The following is a 15,740-nucleotide window of genomic DNA, read 5'->3' on the forward strand; positions in this document are numbered from 1 at the left end:
TCGCAGCAAAAGCGCAAGTTGATCGAACAAGGCTTCGGGTGGGCCAAGACCGTGGGGCGCATGCGCCAGGTGGTGGTGCGCGGGTTGAAGAAAGTGGACCAGATGTTCGTGTTGAACATGGCTGCCTACAACCTCGTGCGCATGCGCTCACTGACACAAGTCCGTCTGTAGCAGCGAAAAACGCGGCAATGAAGCCAGAAATTGGCCTCAAACTGCCGAACAAGCGTGGAATTCACGTTGAAATTGCACAATGCGATAAACCTTGTGGCGAGAGCCGCGTAAGTGCAGAAAGGCTGCTTCTGTCGGACTGTATTTCAGCAGCCTGCTAAAGCTCGCATTTGAAAATACTTTGGTTAATATGCGGGCACTCAACGAATAGCGAGCGCTAAACAAAACATGGAACAGTTGACCTTCGGGGCCTGCGTCAAGAAAGGATGGATCAGTTCGTGGCAAGCCGTCACGCAGATGCCGTGGCTGTTCGTCGGCGTTTGGGCGGTGTTCGCCTGTACTTCGCTGCTGATCGGCCAGCGGCCGTCGAACGCCGCGGGCGCTGTGGCCCCGGCCGCGCTACTCGGCCACGCGCTGCTTTCACTGGGCTTTTTCGCGTTGCAGATGGTGGTGTCCAGCGTGCTGACGATCAAGGTGCATCGCTTCGTGCTGCTCGGCGAAGGCGCGAACCCGCTCATGCCGCTGAATGGCAAGCCGCTCGGCCGTTATCTGGCGGTGTGGCTCGCCAGCATGCTGATCGTGCTTGCGGCGATGGGGCTCACCTACACCGCCACGCGCGGGTTCAAGCTGGCGGGCCTCGTCTATCTGCCTGTGATCGCGATCTGTCTGTTCGTGTCTTTCCGGCTGATCCTGCTTTACCCGTCCATTGCGCTCGGCGGCCGCCTCACGCTGCGCGCCGCATGGCGCGACAGCCGCGGGCATGTCTGGAACATGTTCGGTGTCGGCGTCGTCGCCTGTCTGCCGCTTATCGTCGTAGCCGTACTCGTGGGCATCGCCTTGGGCGTGTCCATGCCGAACGACTATTCGAGCAAGTCCCTCAGCGTTGTCGAGGCGCTGCTGAATGTATCGTTGGTCGTGTTGGTGGCGGCTTCGCTCTCCTGGCTCTACCGGCGTTACGCTCGCGAGTTGCTGGCGCACGTCGACACCGCGCCGCAGTAAATTGCATATTCGCGCATATTCGCGCGCATGCGCGTACCTTCGCGCCGCGCTCAAAACAGCTTGCCCGGATTCAGGATGCCGTGCGGGTCGAGCGCATGTTTAATCGCGGCCATCGCCGCCAGTTCCGTGGCTGAACGCGAAATCGGCAGAAACTCGCGCTTGAGCAAGCCAATGCCATGTTCCGCCGACACCGATCCGCGCAGCGGACGCAGCATCTCGTAGACGAACGCATACACGGCGTGATGCTCGACGCCGGCAAGCGAATGGCCGTCGACGGTGACATGCAGATTCGAATCGCCGATATGCCCGAAGAAATACGCCACGTTGCCCGGCCATTGCCGATCGAGCGCCGCGCGGCAACGGTCGACGAACGCGCCGATCTCGCCGATCGGCAGGCTCACGTCGAAGTTGATCGCATCCAGCCGCACCGGAAACTCCGCGGTGCACTCGCGAATCGCCCACAGCGCGCGCGCATCGGCCACCGACTGCGCGATCACCGCGTCGCGGATCGCGCCGGCGTCGAGCGCGTCGGTCAGCGCGGCGGCGAAACGTTCGCCGTCGTCGCCTGAATCGAAGCCCGCATGTTCGATCAGCGCATAAAGCGGATGCGGGTCGGCGAACGGCGAGCGCGTGCCCGTCAGCTTCACGCCGAAATCGTAGAAGTCCGGCCACATGATCTCGAATGCACCGATGTCGTTGCCGAAACGCGTCGACAGACGGCGCAGCAGGTTCACGGCGCCGTCGTACCCGTCGAGCGCGACCAGCGCCGTGTGACGCGCCGCGCGCCGCGGATGGAGCCGCAACACCGCGCGCGTGATGATGCCGAGCGTGCCTTCCGATCCGATGAACCAATGTTTCAGGTCGTAGCCGGTATTGTTCTTGACCATCTTGCCGAGCGAGGTCAGCACGTCGCCATTGGCGAGCACCACTTCCAGCCCGAGCACCTGATCGCGCGCGGTGCCCGACTGGACCACGCGGTTGCCGCCCGCGTTGGTCGCCAGATTGCCGCCGATCTGGCACGAGCCGCGCGCGCCGAGATCGAGCGCCAGTTCGAAGCCGGCTTCGGCGGCCGCTTCCTGCGCGGCTTGCAAGGTCGTGCCGGCGCGCACCGTGAGCGTGGCCGACGCGGCATCGACTTCCTCGACGCCGCTCAAGCGTTCGAGCGATAACGCGATATCCGTGGCGCGTGCAATCGCGCCGCCCGCGAGACCGGTCATGCCGCCTTGCGGCACCACCGGTTGATGCGCCGCATGGCAGATCGCCAGCGCGCGCGAGACTTCTTCCGTGCTGCGCGGCAGCAGCAACGCGGCGGGGCGCGTCGGATCGTGGCGCGTCCAGTCGGTGAGCGCGCGTTCGCCGATCTCTGCGCCGACGCGCACCGCATCGTCACCGAGCGCGGCGCGCAGTGCATCGAGTGTCGCGGCAAGCGGCGCCGCGCTGTGTGTCCCGCTGTGCGTCCCGCTGTTTGTCCCGCTGTTTTCCCTGCTGTTATCCGTCATGCAGTGGTTCCTTGCGTTCCTTCGCGTGCCTGCTTCTTCCGATAACCCATCGAATCGTTGATGCGCCCGAGGATATAGTCGCCTGCCGCAACCGGCTGATACTTCAGGTCGGCCTCGCTCGTGCCGAGCTCGCGCGGATCGACCCGCGCGCCGTAGGTGGGATCGTAGAACGTCGCGATCGAATAGCGCTCGCGCCCCGACGCATTGATCACGCGATGCAGCGTGGAGCGGAAGCGGTCGTTGGTCCAGCGCGCGAGCAGATCGCCGACGTTCACGACGAAGCTGCCTTCGATCGGCGGCGCCTCCACCCATGTGTCGTTGGCGATTTCACGCACCTGCAAGCCGCCCACCTGATCCTGCCAGAGCAACGTGATGCAGCCGTAGTCGGTATGCGGCGCGACGCCGAATTGATCCGCATCCGATTGGGGCGGCTGCGGCGGATAGTAGACCATCTGCGTGCGCTGCATCCGCTTCGTATAACGCGGCGCGAAGAACTGTTCGTCGACGCCGAGACTCACCGCCACCGCGCGCAGCAGATCAGCGCCGCACGCCCCGACCGCTTCATAGTAGCCATACAACGCGGGACGCAATTCCGGCATGAAGTCGGGCCAGTTGTTCGGGCCGCGCAGCGCCTGGCCGGCCAGCACGTCGGGATCGTCCTCCGGCAATTCGAGGCCGATGCTGAAGAACTCTTTATAGTCGGGACGCGTGGCCTGATACATGGTCGCGTCGCCGAGCGCATTGAAGCCGCGATGCCGATGATTGACCGCCGCGCGCCGCTTGGTCTCCACCGGAAACGCGAAGAACGTGCGCGCCGCCTGCGCGGCTGCGTCGATCGTCGCTTGCGGCACGCCGTGATTGACGATGTAGAAGAAGCCGATGGTCGTGCACGCTTCACGGATTTCCCGCGCGGCGCGCTGCAAGGCCTGCGGATCGCCCGCGCGAACGCCGGCGAAATCGATGATCGGAATGCGGGTCACAGGCATCGCGTTACTCCATGAAAGGCCGGTCGATTCGACTGCTCAATGCGCGGCGCGAACGGGGTGCCGCAAGAGGTACCGCAAGTTCGCGCGCCTCGCGCATCCCAGTTGTATATACCGCCAAAAGCACACCCGCAAGTTGCTTCGCAGCGCTTCACGTAAGGGCTTTTCTCTACTCGCGCGTTTATTTGTTTCGTGCGAAAAACGCGGTATATACTGCCTCGCATGACTCGCGCCGTGCCCGTTCGCGGACCGCTTTCGCGCGACACCGCTTTGCCACCCGGAGAATCTCATGAGCATCCTTGCAGGCTGGAAGTGTCGTTTGGTCATGCTGGCGTTGTGCGCGGCAAGCGTCGCGGCCCACGCCGAAGACCAGCTCGCCAAAGTAAAGAAAGCCGGCGAACTGGTGGTCGGCACCGAGATGCAGTTCGCGCCGTTCGACTTCCTCGAAAACGGCCAGCAAGCGGGCTTCAACAAGGATCTGTTCGCCGAGGTCGGCAAGGAACTGGGCGTGAAGGTGCGCTTCATCGACCTGCCGTGGCCGAGCGTGCTGCCGGGTCTCGAAGCGGGCAAGTTCGACATGGTGGGCGGACCCCTCACGGTCACGAAGGCGCGCATGGAGCGCTACACGTACACGCTGCCGATCGCGGACGCCACCGACGCGCTGCTCAAGCGCGCCAACGATGCTTCGGTCAAGCAATCGTCGGACATCGCGGGCAAGACGGTCGGCGCGGGCAAGGGCTCGGCGCAACTCGATCAGTTGAAGAGCTACGTCGCCACCTTGCCGAAGCCGCCTGAAATCCGCGAATACGTCGACAACAATCAGGCTTACGCCGATCTCGCCGCCGGCCGGATCGCGGCGGTCGCGAACTCGATGACCAACATCGCGTATGTGGCGAAGCAACGTCCCGAAACGTTCGCCGTGGTGCAGCCGCCGTTCGGCGCGAAAGTGTACTTTGCTTACTGCCTGCGTAAAGACGCGGACAGCAAGCCGCTCGCCGACGCCTTCAACGCCGCGCTCGTGAAGATGCACAACGACGGGCGCCTCGCGACCTTGCAGAAGAAATGGTTCGGCGTCGCGATGGACGCGCCAAGTACGATGCCCACGCCGAACTATTGACGGCCCCCGAACCATCGTTTCGATGCAGGCGATGCGCGCTTTTCCACAGGCCGCATCGCCCTCCCCGTTCCAGCGAGTGCGACGTTCATGCTCAGCACAACCGTCTTCGTCCAGGGCTTGCCGCTGCTGTTGCATGCGGCGCTCGCCACCATCGGCATTTCGCTGACGGGTCTGCTGATCGGTTTCTTCGTCGCGGTCGGCGTGTGTGCCGCGCGGCTTTCCACGAACCGCGCGGCGCGCATGTTCGGCGGCGCTTATGTGTTCTTCTTTCGCGGCGTGCCGATGCTGGTGCAACTGCTGCTGGTGTACTACCTGCTGCCGTTCGCGGGCATCAACGTGTCGCCGGTGGTGGCCGCGATCAGCGCCGTGTCGCTGTGTTCCGCGTCGTATATCGCCGAGATTCTGCGCGGCGGTTTTCTCAGCATTCCGCCGGGCCATCTGGAAGCGGCGCGCATGCTTGGGCTTTCGCCGTTCGACATGCTGCGGCGCATTCTGGTGCCGCAAGCGTTTCGCTTGACGCTGCCGTCGCTCGTCAACGAAATGGTGCTGCTGATCAAGGCTTCGTCGCTGATTTCGGTGGTGGGCGTGGCCGAATTGACGCGCACCGCGCAGAACATCGCCGCCAGTACCTATCGGCCGCTGGAAGCGTATCTGGCCGCCGGGCTGATTTACTTCGTGATCTGCGGTGCGCTCGCGCTCATCGCGCATGCCGCCGAATATCGCTTGCAGCGAGCCTGAGCCCGAGATCGAAAGCAAACCATGCAAACGCTCGACCCCACCGTCATCACGCACAACCTCCAGCCGATCGCCGCCGGCCTCGCGACCACGCTCGGCACGTGGGCCGCGGGCGTCGCGATCGGCATGCTGATCGGCTTCCTGATCGCCGTGCTGCAACTCTTTTGCGGACGCTGGGTGCGTGGCCTGCTGCGCCTCCATATCGAACTGTTTCGCGGCACGCCCTTTCTCGTGCAACTGTTTCTGCTTTACTACGGCGGACCGTCCTTCGGCCTCACGCTCGAACCGATGACGGCCGGCGTGCTCGGCTTGGGCCTCTACGGCAGCGCGTATTTCGCCGAAGCGTTCCGCTCCGGCTTTCAATCGGTGCCGCCCGGTCATCTGGAAGCGGCCGCGTGTCTCGGCCTCACGCGCTGGCAAGCCGTCCTGCGCATTCAGGTGCCGCAAATGCTCGTGCTGATCGTGCCCGCACTGACCAATCTGATCATCGTGCTGAGCAAGGAAACGGCGGTATTGTCGATCGTTACCGTGCCCGAACTCACGTTCGTGCTGACCGCCATCGGCTCGGCCACGTTTGCCTTCGTCGAAACCCTGCTGGTGCTGTGCGTGTGCTATCTCGCGCTGGTCGAACTCACGTCGCGCGCGGGCATGTGGGCCGAAAGCCGCATCGCACGCTTCATGGCATGAACGCAATCGGGACCACCTTATGAACGCCATCGCCGACATGCCCTCCTCCGCCTCCACCGCTGCCGCCGATACGTCGCGCGGCGCGCCGCTGATCGAAGTGCGCGATCTGCGCAAACGCTTCGGCGAAGTCGAGGTGCTGCGCGGCGTCGACCTGCGGATCGCCCGCTCGGAAGTGGTCTGCATCATCGGCCCGTCGGGGTCGGGCAAGAGTACGCTGCTGCGCTGCCTCGCCGCGCTCGAAACCTACGACCACGGCGAGGTGCGCATCGAAGGCGAACTGCTCGGCTACAGCGAGCGCAGCGGCAAGCGCGTGCGCGCCTCGCAGGGCGAGATCAATCGCGTGCGGCGCAACGTCGGCATGGTGTTTCAGCAGTTCAATCTGTGGCCGCACATGACGGCGCTCGGCAACGTGACGGAAGCGCTCCTGCGCGTGCGTCATCTTTCACGCGACGAAGCGCGCCGCCGCGCGAATTCGATGCTCGAAACGGTCGGCCTCGCGCATAAAGGCGATGCGTACCCCGCGAAACTCTCGGGCGGTCAGCAGCAACGCGTGGCGATTGCGCGAGCGCTGGCGATGGAGCCGCACATCATGCTGTTCGACGAGCCGACCTCGGCGCTCGATCCCGAACTGGTGGGCGAAGTGTTGCAAGTGATGAAGCAGCTCGCGCGCGACGGCATGACGATGGCCGTCGTCACGCATGAAATGGGCTTTGCCGCGCAGGTCGCCGACAAGGTCATGTTCATCGATCAAGGCCGCATCGCCGTGCAAGGCAAACCGCGCGAAGTCTTTCACGACGCCGGGCAGCCGCGCTTGCGGCAGTTCCTGCAAAACTACTTCGACCGCAACGCCTTCTGGACACGCGGTCCCGATGACGTGGAGCCGCTATGAGCGCGCGCGAATTGGCACCCGCGCAAGCGTCACGCGGACGGTAGCGCGAGAACGCCGATGTCCTCCACCGTTCGCAGCCGAGCCCACGACAAGCCGCCGCCCGCCGCGTCGCCGAAAGCCACGGGCGCGACGGGAACCACGCGCGCCGCCCGATCCACGCGCCCCGCCGACGACGCGCCGGCCGCACGCTACGAACAGGTGAAACACCATATCCGCGCGATCATCGAATCGGGCGCGCGGCAAGCGGGCGACCGCCTGCCTTCCGAACTGGATCTGGTCGCGACGCTCGGCGTGTCGCGCATGACCGTGAATCGCGCGCTGCGCGAGCTGGCGGACGAAGGGCTCGTCACGCGCGTATCCGGCGTCGGCACCTTCGTCGCGCAAAGCAAGCCGCAATCGACGCTGCTGATGATCGCGCATATCGGCGACGAGATCCGCTCGCGCGGCCACGAGTACAGCTACGACACACGGCTGTCGCAACGCGAAACGGCCTCGGTGATGGTGTCGAATGCGCTGGGCCTCGCGCCGGGCGCCTCGGTGTTCCATGTGATTTGCGTGCACCGCGAGAACGGCTTGCCGGTGCAGTTGGAGGATCGCTATGTGAATCCCGCGACCGCGCCGGATTTTTTGCAGCAGGATTTTTCGACGATCAGGCCGTCGGAGTATCTGTTCGAGACCGTGCCGGCGCACGACGTCGAGCATGTGGTCGACGCGGGTCTGCCGACGCGCGCCGAAGCGGATCTGCTCGAAATCCGTGCTGAGGAACCGTGCCTCACGCTGATGCGCCGCACTTGGACGAGCGGCGTGGCGGTGACGTTCGCGCGTTTCGTGCATCCGGGCTCGCGCTATCGGCTGGGCTGCCGGTTTTCGCCGGATATGTCGCAGCGTCAAGGTTGACGGCACGACATATCAATCCGCGCCAACCCGCTCTATACGTTCCCCGCCAGATGAAACCGCGACGCCGGATGCCACAACTGCACCGAGGTCGCCACATCGTCGCCCACCCATGTGCGGCGCCATAGCTGCAAGCACGGCTCGCCGATATCCATCAGCAGATGCCGCCGCACATAAGCGTCGGGTTTTTGCGCGTAGATGCGAAACTCCGCCCGCTGGATCGGCGCGAGCCGCACCATGTAGTGATTCGGCGTCTCGACGGTGAAGTCCTGTTGCAGGTAGTCGGGGAATACCTTCGGGTTCACGTAGCGGTCCTCGTACTGGATCGGCTCGCCTTCCTCGCTGTGCACGATGCACGAGTGAAACGCCGGGCCGCTCGCGAGTCCGAGCGCTTCGAGCGCTTGCGGGTCGTCGCTCGGTTCGAGCGTGAGCACGCGGGCCGAATGACGATGACCGCGCGCGGCGATTTCGTCGGCGATATTGCGGATTTCCAGCACCGTCGATTCGTAGCGTTGCGGCGCGACGAAGGTGCCCGAGCCTTGCACGCGCGTAAGCACGCGTTCGGTCGTCAACTCGCGCAGCGCGCGCGACACGGTCATGCGCGCAACACCGAATTCCTTGACCAGCTCCGTTTCCGATGGAATCAGGCCGCCCGGCTTCCAGTCGCCTTCACTGATGCGCCTGATCACGTAGCGCTTGATCTGCTCGTAGGCGGGCATCGCCTTCGCGGGTGTCTCCGGGCTGCGATCGGGACCATCAAGGCGGTCCTGCGTGTCTGCGGTTTGCGCGTTTGTGTTTGTAATAGTGTTCACGTCGACCTCGTGGGTGGTACGCGGGTAGTACACGGTGTGTTTGGATTGTCCACTTTCGCCGGTTCGCAGGCGGGTAGCCCGCTCACCGGATGTCTGCATCACGCCTCGCGGGCGACGGTTGGCCCGTGGTTGGGCGCGTTCATGATTGGGGCCGTGGTTGCGTCATTGGCCGCGCCATGCGCGCTTGCGTCGAGCTTGCCTGTATCCGGCACACTCGCCACGTTCGCCACCTTCACCAGCACAGCAAGCTCCGGGCCGCGCCCGGAGGTAACCGGCCGGGGCCCAATGTTACCCGGGTTCGGCAGCGGCGGCGGCGCCTCGTCGGCGATCATGCGAAACGCAATGCTCATGTCGTCCGCGAGCGGCCGGTCGTCGCGGTAGGTGGGCACGACGCGGCGCACGCGTTGCCACAGCGCGTCGGTATGCGGCGCGCGCGGCGCGTCCACGCGTTGCAGATCGTAGGCCTGCGCCGCCGCCAGCAACTCGATCGCGACGATGCGCCCGGCGTTGTCGACGATCTCCAGCGCCTTGAGCGCGGCGGGCGTGGCATGGCACAGGTGGTCTTCCTGCAGGCCGGACGTGATGCCGCCGTCGAGACTCGCGGGCATCGCGAGACGCCGGTTCTGCGCGACCAGCGAGGCCGCCGTGTACTGCGCGATCATGAAACCGGAACAGGTGCCGCCCGGCTCGGCGAGAAAAGCCGGCAAGCCGCTGACGAGCGGATTGACCAGACGGTCGAGACGCCGCTCGGCCATCGCGGCGACTTGCGCGATCGCGGTGGCGAGGCTGTCCATCGCGAGTGCGATCGACGCGCCCACCGCATGCGCCTGCGAATAGACGCGCGGGTCCTCGGGCGTGCCGGCGACGATCGGGTTATCGGTAATCGACGCGAGTTCGCGATCGACCACGACCGCGGTCGCGGCCAGCACGTCGCGCGCCGCGCCGTGCACGTGCGGAATGGTCCGCATGCTCAGCGGGTCTTGCGTGCGATGACCGACCACCGCCGCGAGAATGCCGCTGTCGGCGAGCGCCGCGCGCATGCGTTCGCCGACCAGGTTCAGCCCCGGCGAAATGCGCAGTGCGAGCGAATCCTCGGCGAAAGCCGCGAGTTGGCCGCGCAAGTTCTCGAAGCTCATCGCGGCGACCATGTCGGTCCAGTCGAGCAAACGCGCGGCGCGCGCGAGCGCCAACGCCGCGAGGCCGGTCACGCACGGCGTGCCGTTGATCAGGCTCAGCCCTTCCTTGGCTTCGAGCACGAGCGGTTCGAGGCCGAGCCGTTGCAGCGCGTCGCGCCCCTTGAGCCGCTCGCCGCGATGACGTACATGGCCTTCGCCGATACACACCAGCGCGATATGCGCCATATGGCTCAGATAGCCGACGGAACCGAATGCCGGCACCTCGGGCAAACAATCCGCGTTGAGCAAGGCGACCAGTTGATCGACGACTTCCAGGCGGATGCCGGAATGCCCGTGCGCGAAGTTGTTGACGGCCGCGGCCATGATCGCGCGCGTCTCGGCGACACCGAGCGGCGCGCCCACGCCGACCGCGTGGCTCATCAGAATGTTGCGCGACAGCGTGCGCTGTTCGCTCGGCGACACGATCACGTCGCACAACGCGCCCACGCCGGTGTTCACGCCGTAGGCGCGAATCCCGCGCTCGACGATCTGTTCGACGAGCACGCGCGCCGCCGCGATGCGCGCGCGGGCGTCGGCGGAAAGTTCGAGCGGCTCGCCGGCGGCGATGGCCGCCACCTGAGCCCAGTCGAGAGGACGATCGGAACGGATCACGGCCATGATGGTGCTCTGCGCGGTAAGGTAGCCAAGTGCTGCGGATCAGTTGGTGGTGCGGTCCTGATGACTCGACACGAATTGCCGGAAGCGGTCCGACTTGCATTCGACAAAGACTTCGTCGGGCGTGCCGTCGGCTTCCACCTGGCCTTGATGCAGGAACATCACGCGATTCGATACGTGCCGCGCGAAACCCATTTCATGCGTGACGACCAGCATGGTGCGGCCTTCCTCGGCGAGCGAGCGCATCACGCGCAGCACTTCGCCCACCAGTTCGGGATCGAGCGCGGAGGTCGGCTCGTCGAACAGCATCACTTTTGGATGCATCGCCAACGCGCGCGCGATCGCCACGCGCTGCTGCTGACCACCCGACAGATGCGCCGGATAGTGGCCGCGCTTTTCCGCGAGGCCGACTTTCGCGAGCAGCGCCTCGGCTTCTTCCACTGACTCGGCGCGGCTGCGTTTTTGCACGCGCATCGGGCCTTCGATCAGGTTTTCCAGCACCGTCATATGCGACCAGAGATTGAAGTTCTGGAACACCATGCCGAGTTGCGAGCGCACCCGGTCGACTTGACGGCGATCGCTCGGTTGCAGCTTGCCGTCGCCGCGGCGCTTCATTTTCAGTTCCTCGCCGGCGAGCGCGACCGAGCCCTCGTCGGGCGTTTCGAGCAGATTCAGGCAGCGCAGAAACGTGCTCTTGCCCGAGCCGCTCGCGCCGAGAATCGAAATCACGTCGCCTTGATGGGCGTCGAGCGAAATGCCCTTGAGTACGTGATGGTCGCCGAACGACTTGTGAATGTTCTTGACCGAAAGTGCAACGGGTGCGGTGGCGTTCATGGGATTCTCCAGATTCATCCGGGATGGGCGGCCGTTCAGGGCGCGGCGCGGCGTGCTTCGGCGGTGGCTGAAACCGGCCGGCTCGGCGCGGCCTGCGCGGGCGCGGCGCGCAGATGGCGCGACAGACGCGTCTCGAGGTAGCCGAGCAGACGCACGATGACGAAGTTCAGGAACAGATAGATCAGCGCCGCGCAGATGAATACTTCGGTCGTGCGATAGCTTTGCTGAATGATCTGCTGCGCGACGCCGGTCACTTCCCACACGGTGACGAGGCTCGCGAGCGCGGTGGATTTGACGAGCAGCACCGCTTCGGTCGAATACGCGGGCAGGCACTGGCGCAGCGCAATCGGACCGATCACGCGGCGCAGCAGCGCGAAGCCCGACAGGCCGATCGAATAACCGGCCTCGATCTGGCCGACCGGCACGGCCATCAAGCCGCCGCGAATGATTTCCGCCGTATAGCCGGCGGTGCACAACGCCAGCGATAAAACCGCGCACAGGTATGGCTCGCGCAGCACCGGCCACAGGAAGCTCTCGCGAATCACGCCGAACTGACCCATGCCGTAGTAGACGAGGAACATCTGGATCAGCAGCGGCGAGCCGCGGAACACCAGGATATAAGCGCGTGCGAAGCGGTTCGGCAGCCAACGCGGCGATACGCGCATCGTGACGATCACGAGGGAAAGCAAGCCGCCGAGAATCAGCGAGCAGAAGAACAGGCCGAGCGTGGTCGGCACCGCCACCAGCAGTTGCCGCAGCGTATCGAGAAGGAAGTCGAAGTCGAAATGCATGATGTCCGTCCTCGTCAGTTGCGCGCGAAGTTGCGCTTGAAGGACCGGCCCACGCGTGCTTCGGCGCGGTTGAAAATGCGGTTCGAGATGCCGGTCATCAGCAGATACAGCGCGCCGCCCACCACGAAGAACGTGAAGTATTGATGCGTGGAACTCGCCGCCACCTGGCTCGTGCGCAGCAATTCGGCGAGCCCCGTGACGGAGATCAGCGCCGAATCCTTCAGGCTCAATTGCCACACGTTGCCGATGCCGGGCAGCGCGAAACGCAGCACTTGCGGAATCAGAATGCGGCGCGCCATGGTGAGCGTGGGCATGCCGATCGAGCGCGCGGCTTCGAGTTCGCCCCGCGAGACCGCGAGCACCGCCGAGCGGTACACCTCGGCCTGATACGCGCCGGAAATCATGCCGACCGCGAGCGCGCCGATCACGAACGGCGGCACGCCGACAAAACCTTCGGCGCCGAACCATTGGCCGACAGTCGTGACGAGCGTGGAGCCGCCGAAATAGAACAGATAGATGACGAGCAGTTCAGGCACGCCGCGAAACACCGTGGTGTAGATGTCGCCGATCACGCGCAGCGTGCGAAACCGCGACAGCTTGGCCGCCGCCACCAGCGCGCCGAACACCGCGCCGACGGCGAGCGCCGCCAGCGTGAGCGCGACCGTCATCAACGCCGCGAGCAGCAACACGCCGCCCCAGCCCTCCGGCCCGAAGCCGAGCATCTCTATCAGCGCCATTCCCTACCCCTCAGCCGTTACGGCGGATCGAACCAGCGAGGCGCGGCCTGTCGATGCCGCGCCCGCCTCTACCTCTGAACGTTCAGCGAATCAAGGCGTGACGTCGGTCTTGAACCACTTGGCGGACAGCTTCTTGACGGTGCCGTCGGCGAGCGCGGCGCTGATCGCGGTGTCGAACTTCGCTTTCAGATCGGCGTCCTGCTTGCGGAATGCGAGACCTTCGCCCGGACCCCAGATCGGGCCGCCGATCTTCGGACCGGCCATCAGGATCGACGCGGTTTCCTTCTTGTCGATGTTGGCGGCGTAGTAGGTCACGTCGTCGAACGACGCGTCGATGCGGCCGTTCGCGAGATCCAGATCGCGCTCGGGCGAGGTCTTGTAGACGCGGATCGTGGCGATGTCCTTGAAGCCTTCGTTGATGAACCTGGTGTAGACCGTGCCCGACTGGATGCCGATGGTCTTGCCCTTCAACTGCTTGCGCAACGCGTCGACGGTGGGTTGATCGGTCTTGGGATCGCCCGTCAGCTTGACGACGCCCGCGGTGGGCGCGGCCTTGGCGAGCACTTTCGCGTCCGTCACGGCGAAGGTGGCGGGCGTGGCGGCATACGGCTTCGAGAACGCGATGACTTTTTCACGCTCGGGCGTGATCGAGATCGCGTCCATCAACACGTCGAACTTGCCGGCTTGCAGACCGGGGATCATGCCGTCCCAGTCTTGCGCCACGAGATTGCATTGCAGCTTGATGCGCTCGCACAGATTCGCGACCAGTTCGGGTTCGAAGCCGCCCAGCTTGCCGCCCGGCAACGTGAGGTTCCACGGCGCATAGCCGCCTTCGAGCGCGATGGTCACCGTCTTCCAGTCCTTGGCCTGGGCCGGTGCCGCGAAAATCGTCGCGGCGCCGAGAACGGCGCCCATCAATGCTTTTGCTAACGTCGTGCGCTTCACTTTCACGTCGAAACTCCTTTGATTGAGGAAACCGTCGAACTGGATGTTTAACCGCTGCTTAATTTGTATAGACAAGTCTGCATGAGTCAAAAAACCGTCGCAAGAGAATTTGCGTGGAATCGCCGGAATCATCGGGTAAGCCCCTAGAAAGCGCAGTGTTACAAGGCTTTGCTGGGAGTGACGAGTCAATGATGAGCAGAGAACGCATGCGCTTGCATGCGTCAGCGCGGTGCGCTTTGTCTAGACAGGTTGGTACACGAGGGGCAGTGCGAGCAAGAATGGCGCACCGCCGCGTTACCAGATGAAGGGCACGAAACGGTAGCGCACGCGTGCGGTGTAGTCGGCGTAGCCGTCGAGCTGCTCGGCCAGCATGCGCTCCTCGCGCACCGCGCGCCAGCCGAGTCCGATCGCCATGACCGGCGCCACGGCGAGCCCCCACCATGAGCCGAGCAGCAACGGCGTGCCGATGAAAAACAGCAGCGCGGCCGAATACATCGGATGACGGACATACGCGTAAGGGCCGCTGTCGATCACCTTATGGCCGCGGCTCGCCTGGATCTTCACGACCGGCGCGGCAAAGCTGTTCGCACGGAATACGAAGCGGCACATGAAGATGCAAAGGAACACGCACAACGAACCGAGACTGACCAGCGCCACCGGCAACGGCGCCGACCAGTGAAAGCGCATCGCGTCGAGCCCCATCAGGATCAGCCAGCCGAACCACGCCACGCCGGCGCTCGTCACAAAGAGACGGTCCCAGCGGCTTTGCTGCGGCTGCGCGAACACGGACATGCGCTCGGCGAGCAAGCCGGGATCGTGACGCGCGAGCCACAGTCCGATCCACAGGCTCAGCACGCCCATCTCGATCAGATACCACCATGCGGCCGGCCACGCGAAAGTGCCGGCCGCGCCGAACAACAGCACGCCCATGAACACCAGCCAGGCCGCTGTGTGGAGAATCAGGCGCTTGATCATGGCGATGCCCGGCTCGTTACGCGCTGTTGGCCGGGGTACGCACGCGGCCGAATATTTCGCCGATGTCGATGCCGCCGGTATTCAGGCCGAAGCGATCGCGCAGACAAGCGGCGAGTTCGTCCGCGCTCGCGAGTTGCCGTTCGCTGACGATCTGGCCGTCCGGGGCGCGTTCGTTCAGTAGATCGTTGAGCAGCGTGAGCCGCGCTTCGGGCAATACGCGGCACACGATCAGGTTGCTCGCGAAGATCGAATCCGGCGCCGTGGACGTGTACCAGTTCGAGGTCTCGTAGTCGATCCACTCGACCGGCTGCAGGTCGAAACGATAAACGCGCGACCAGCTCTCGTCGCGCGTCAGCACTTCGAGGTACAGCGAACCATGCGCCGCGTCGGCGAGGCGAAACGTGCCCAGCGGCGTGGGCTGCGCGAGGCCCGCGTTCAGACGCAGCGGTGCGGTGAGCGTGACGCTGCCGAAGCCGACGTCGGCGATCCACGCTTCGTTGCCGATGTCGATGCGCAAGACCATGTGCGTGCGCGGGGGAATCACGCCGGGCTCGCGCCCCCAGAGCACTCTGCCCAGCAGCGGCGTGACCTTGAAGCCCAACTGCGTCAGCACGTTTGCCAGCAGCGCGTTCTGTTCGAAGCAGTAGCCGCCGCGGCGCTCGGTGACGAGTTTGTTCTCGATCGACGCGAGGTCGAGTTTCACCGCGCGGCGCGTGAGCGGGTTCAGGTTCTCGAAGGGGATCGCTCGCGGGTGCAGCGTGTGGATGTCCCGCAGCACTTCCAGCGTTGCCGCGCGCGGGCCTCGATAACCTATGCGGGCGAAGTAGTTTTCCAGATTCACTGTGTCTGACATCGGCGTGGTCCCGGTAGGGTTTGGCGTGTTGG

17 protein-coding genes are annotated in these 15,740 nt (G+C 64.7%); 7 read left to right on the top strand and 10 right to left on the bottom strand.

The features are described 5' to 3' along the window. The coding region (locus BUE39_RS27900; RefSeq protein WP_200799525.1) for a transposase at positions 1–171 on the top strand (171 nt) is incomplete at its 5' end. A gap of 225 nt (positions 172–396) precedes the next feature. After that, positions 397–1,167, top strand: coding sequence for a hypothetical protein (locus BUE39_RS27905; protein ID WP_073431901.1), 771 nt, complete (start codon positions 397–399; stop codon positions 1,165–1,167). Positions 1,168–1,217: 50 nt separating this feature from the next. Here the strand turns inward: BUE39_RS27905 and BUE39_RS27910 are convergent, their stop codons facing one another. Continuing rightward, the gene (locus BUE39_RS27910; protein ID WP_227470930.1) at positions 1,218–2,666 is read right to left on the bottom strand and encodes an FAD-binding oxidoreductase; all 1,449 of its coding nucleotides are present in this window, start codon (positions 2,664–2,666) and stop codon (positions 1,218–1,220) included. Continuing rightward, positions 2,663–3,652 carry an isopenicillin N synthase family dioxygenase gene (locus BUE39_RS27915; RefSeq protein ID WP_073431902.1) on the bottom strand — a complete coding sequence of 330 codons (990 nt, stop codon included), beginning with the start codon at positions 3,650–3,652 and terminating at the stop codon, positions 2,663–2,665. Before BUE39_RS27915 ends, BUE39_RS27910 begins: the two co-directional genes overlap by 4 nt. A gap of 286 nt (positions 3,653–3,938) precedes the next feature. On the opposite strand from BUE39_RS27915, the gene BUE39_RS27920 reads away from it, so the two are divergent. The 5 genes from BUE39_RS27920 to hutC (BUE39_RS27940) all read left to right on the top strand — a co-directional run bounded on the left by BUE39_RS27920 (position 3,939) and on the right by hutC (BUE39_RS27940) (position 7,974). Then, entirely contained in the window at positions 3,939–4,766 is an 828-nt protein-coding gene (locus BUE39_RS27920; RefSeq protein WP_073431903.1) for a transporter substrate-binding domain-containing protein, read from the top strand. A gap of 87 nt (positions 4,767–4,853) precedes the next feature. Beyond that, on the top strand, positions 4,854–5,504 hold the full coding sequence (locus tag BUE39_RS27925) for an amino acid ABC transporter permease (RefSeq protein WP_073431904.1): 651 nt from the start codon (positions 4,854–4,856) through the stop codon (positions 5,502–5,504). 21 nt (positions 5,505–5,525) lie between these two features. Continuing rightward, positions 5,526–6,188: an amino acid ABC transporter permease gene (locus tag BUE39_RS27930; RefSeq protein WP_073431905.1), complete on the top strand. Its 663-nt coding sequence runs from the start codon at positions 5,526–5,528 to the stop codon at positions 6,186–6,188. A gap of 19 nt (positions 6,189–6,207) precedes the next feature. Then, positions 6,208–7,077, top strand: coding sequence for an amino acid ABC transporter ATP-binding protein (locus BUE39_RS27935; RefSeq protein WP_073431906.1), 870 nt, complete (start codon positions 6,208–6,210; stop codon positions 7,075–7,077). Positions 7,078–7,134: 57 nt separating this feature from the next. Next, positions 7,135–7,974, top strand: coding sequence for a histidine utilization repressor (hutC, locus tag BUE39_RS27940; protein ID WP_073431907.1), 840 nt, complete (start codon positions 7,135–7,137; stop codon positions 7,972–7,974). 32 nt (positions 7,975–8,006) lie between these two features. On the opposite strand, the gene hutC (BUE39_RS27945) is transcribed toward hutC (BUE39_RS27940), so the two are convergent. From hutC (BUE39_RS27945) to BUE39_RS27980, 8 genes are all read right to left on the bottom strand, one after another. Next, positions 8,007–8,690: a histidine utilization repressor gene (gene hutC / locus BUE39_RS27945; RefSeq protein WP_090518852.1), complete on the bottom strand. Its 684-nt coding sequence runs from the start codon at positions 8,688–8,690 to the stop codon at positions 8,007–8,009. A 191-nt stretch (positions 8,691–8,881) separates the two neighbouring features. Then, the gene (locus BUE39_RS27950) at positions 8,882–10,576 is read right to left on the bottom strand and encodes an HAL/PAL/TAL family ammonia-lyase (RefSeq protein ID WP_073431909.1); all 1,695 of its coding nucleotides are present in this window, start codon (positions 10,574–10,576) and stop codon (positions 8,882–8,884) included. 39 nt (positions 10,577–10,615) lie between these two features. Then, positions 10,616–11,407: an ABC transporter ATP-binding protein gene (locus tag BUE39_RS27955; protein ID WP_073431910.1), complete on the bottom strand. Its 792-nt coding sequence runs from the start codon at positions 11,405–11,407 to the stop codon at positions 10,616–10,618. A 35-nt stretch (positions 11,408–11,442) separates the two neighbouring features. Beyond that, positions 11,443–12,198, bottom strand: coding sequence for an ABC transporter permease (locus BUE39_RS27960; RefSeq protein WP_073431911.1), 756 nt, complete (start codon positions 12,196–12,198; stop codon positions 11,443–11,445). Between the two features lie 14 nt (positions 12,199–12,212). After that, positions 12,213–12,935 (bottom strand): ABC transporter permease, encoded by a 723-nt coding sequence (locus BUE39_RS27965; RefSeq protein WP_073431912.1) that lies wholly within the window; start codon positions 12,933–12,935, stop codon positions 12,213–12,215. A gap of 90 nt (positions 12,936–13,025) precedes the next feature. Then, on the bottom strand, positions 13,026–13,850 hold the full coding sequence (locus BUE39_RS27970) for a transporter substrate-binding domain-containing protein (RefSeq protein ID WP_374710950.1): 825 nt from the start codon (positions 13,848–13,850) through the stop codon (positions 13,026–13,028). Positions 13,851–14,174: 324 nt separating this feature from the next. Beyond that, entirely contained in the window at positions 14,175–14,855 is a 681-nt protein-coding gene (locus BUE39_RS27975) for a methyltransferase family protein (RefSeq protein ID WP_073431914.1), read from the bottom strand. 16 nt (positions 14,856–14,871) lie between these two features. Then, positions 14,872–15,708: an arylamine N-acetyltransferase family protein gene (locus BUE39_RS27980; protein WP_073431915.1), complete on the bottom strand. Its 837-nt coding sequence runs from the start codon at positions 15,706–15,708 to the stop codon at positions 14,872–14,874. Positions 15,709–15,740: the final 32 nt, after the last annotated feature.

It is taken from the genome of Paraburkholderia terricola (assembly GCF_900142195.1).
GTDB classification, from domain to species: Bacteria; Pseudomonadota; Gammaproteobacteria; order Burkholderiales; family Burkholderiaceae; genus Paraburkholderia; species Paraburkholderia terricola.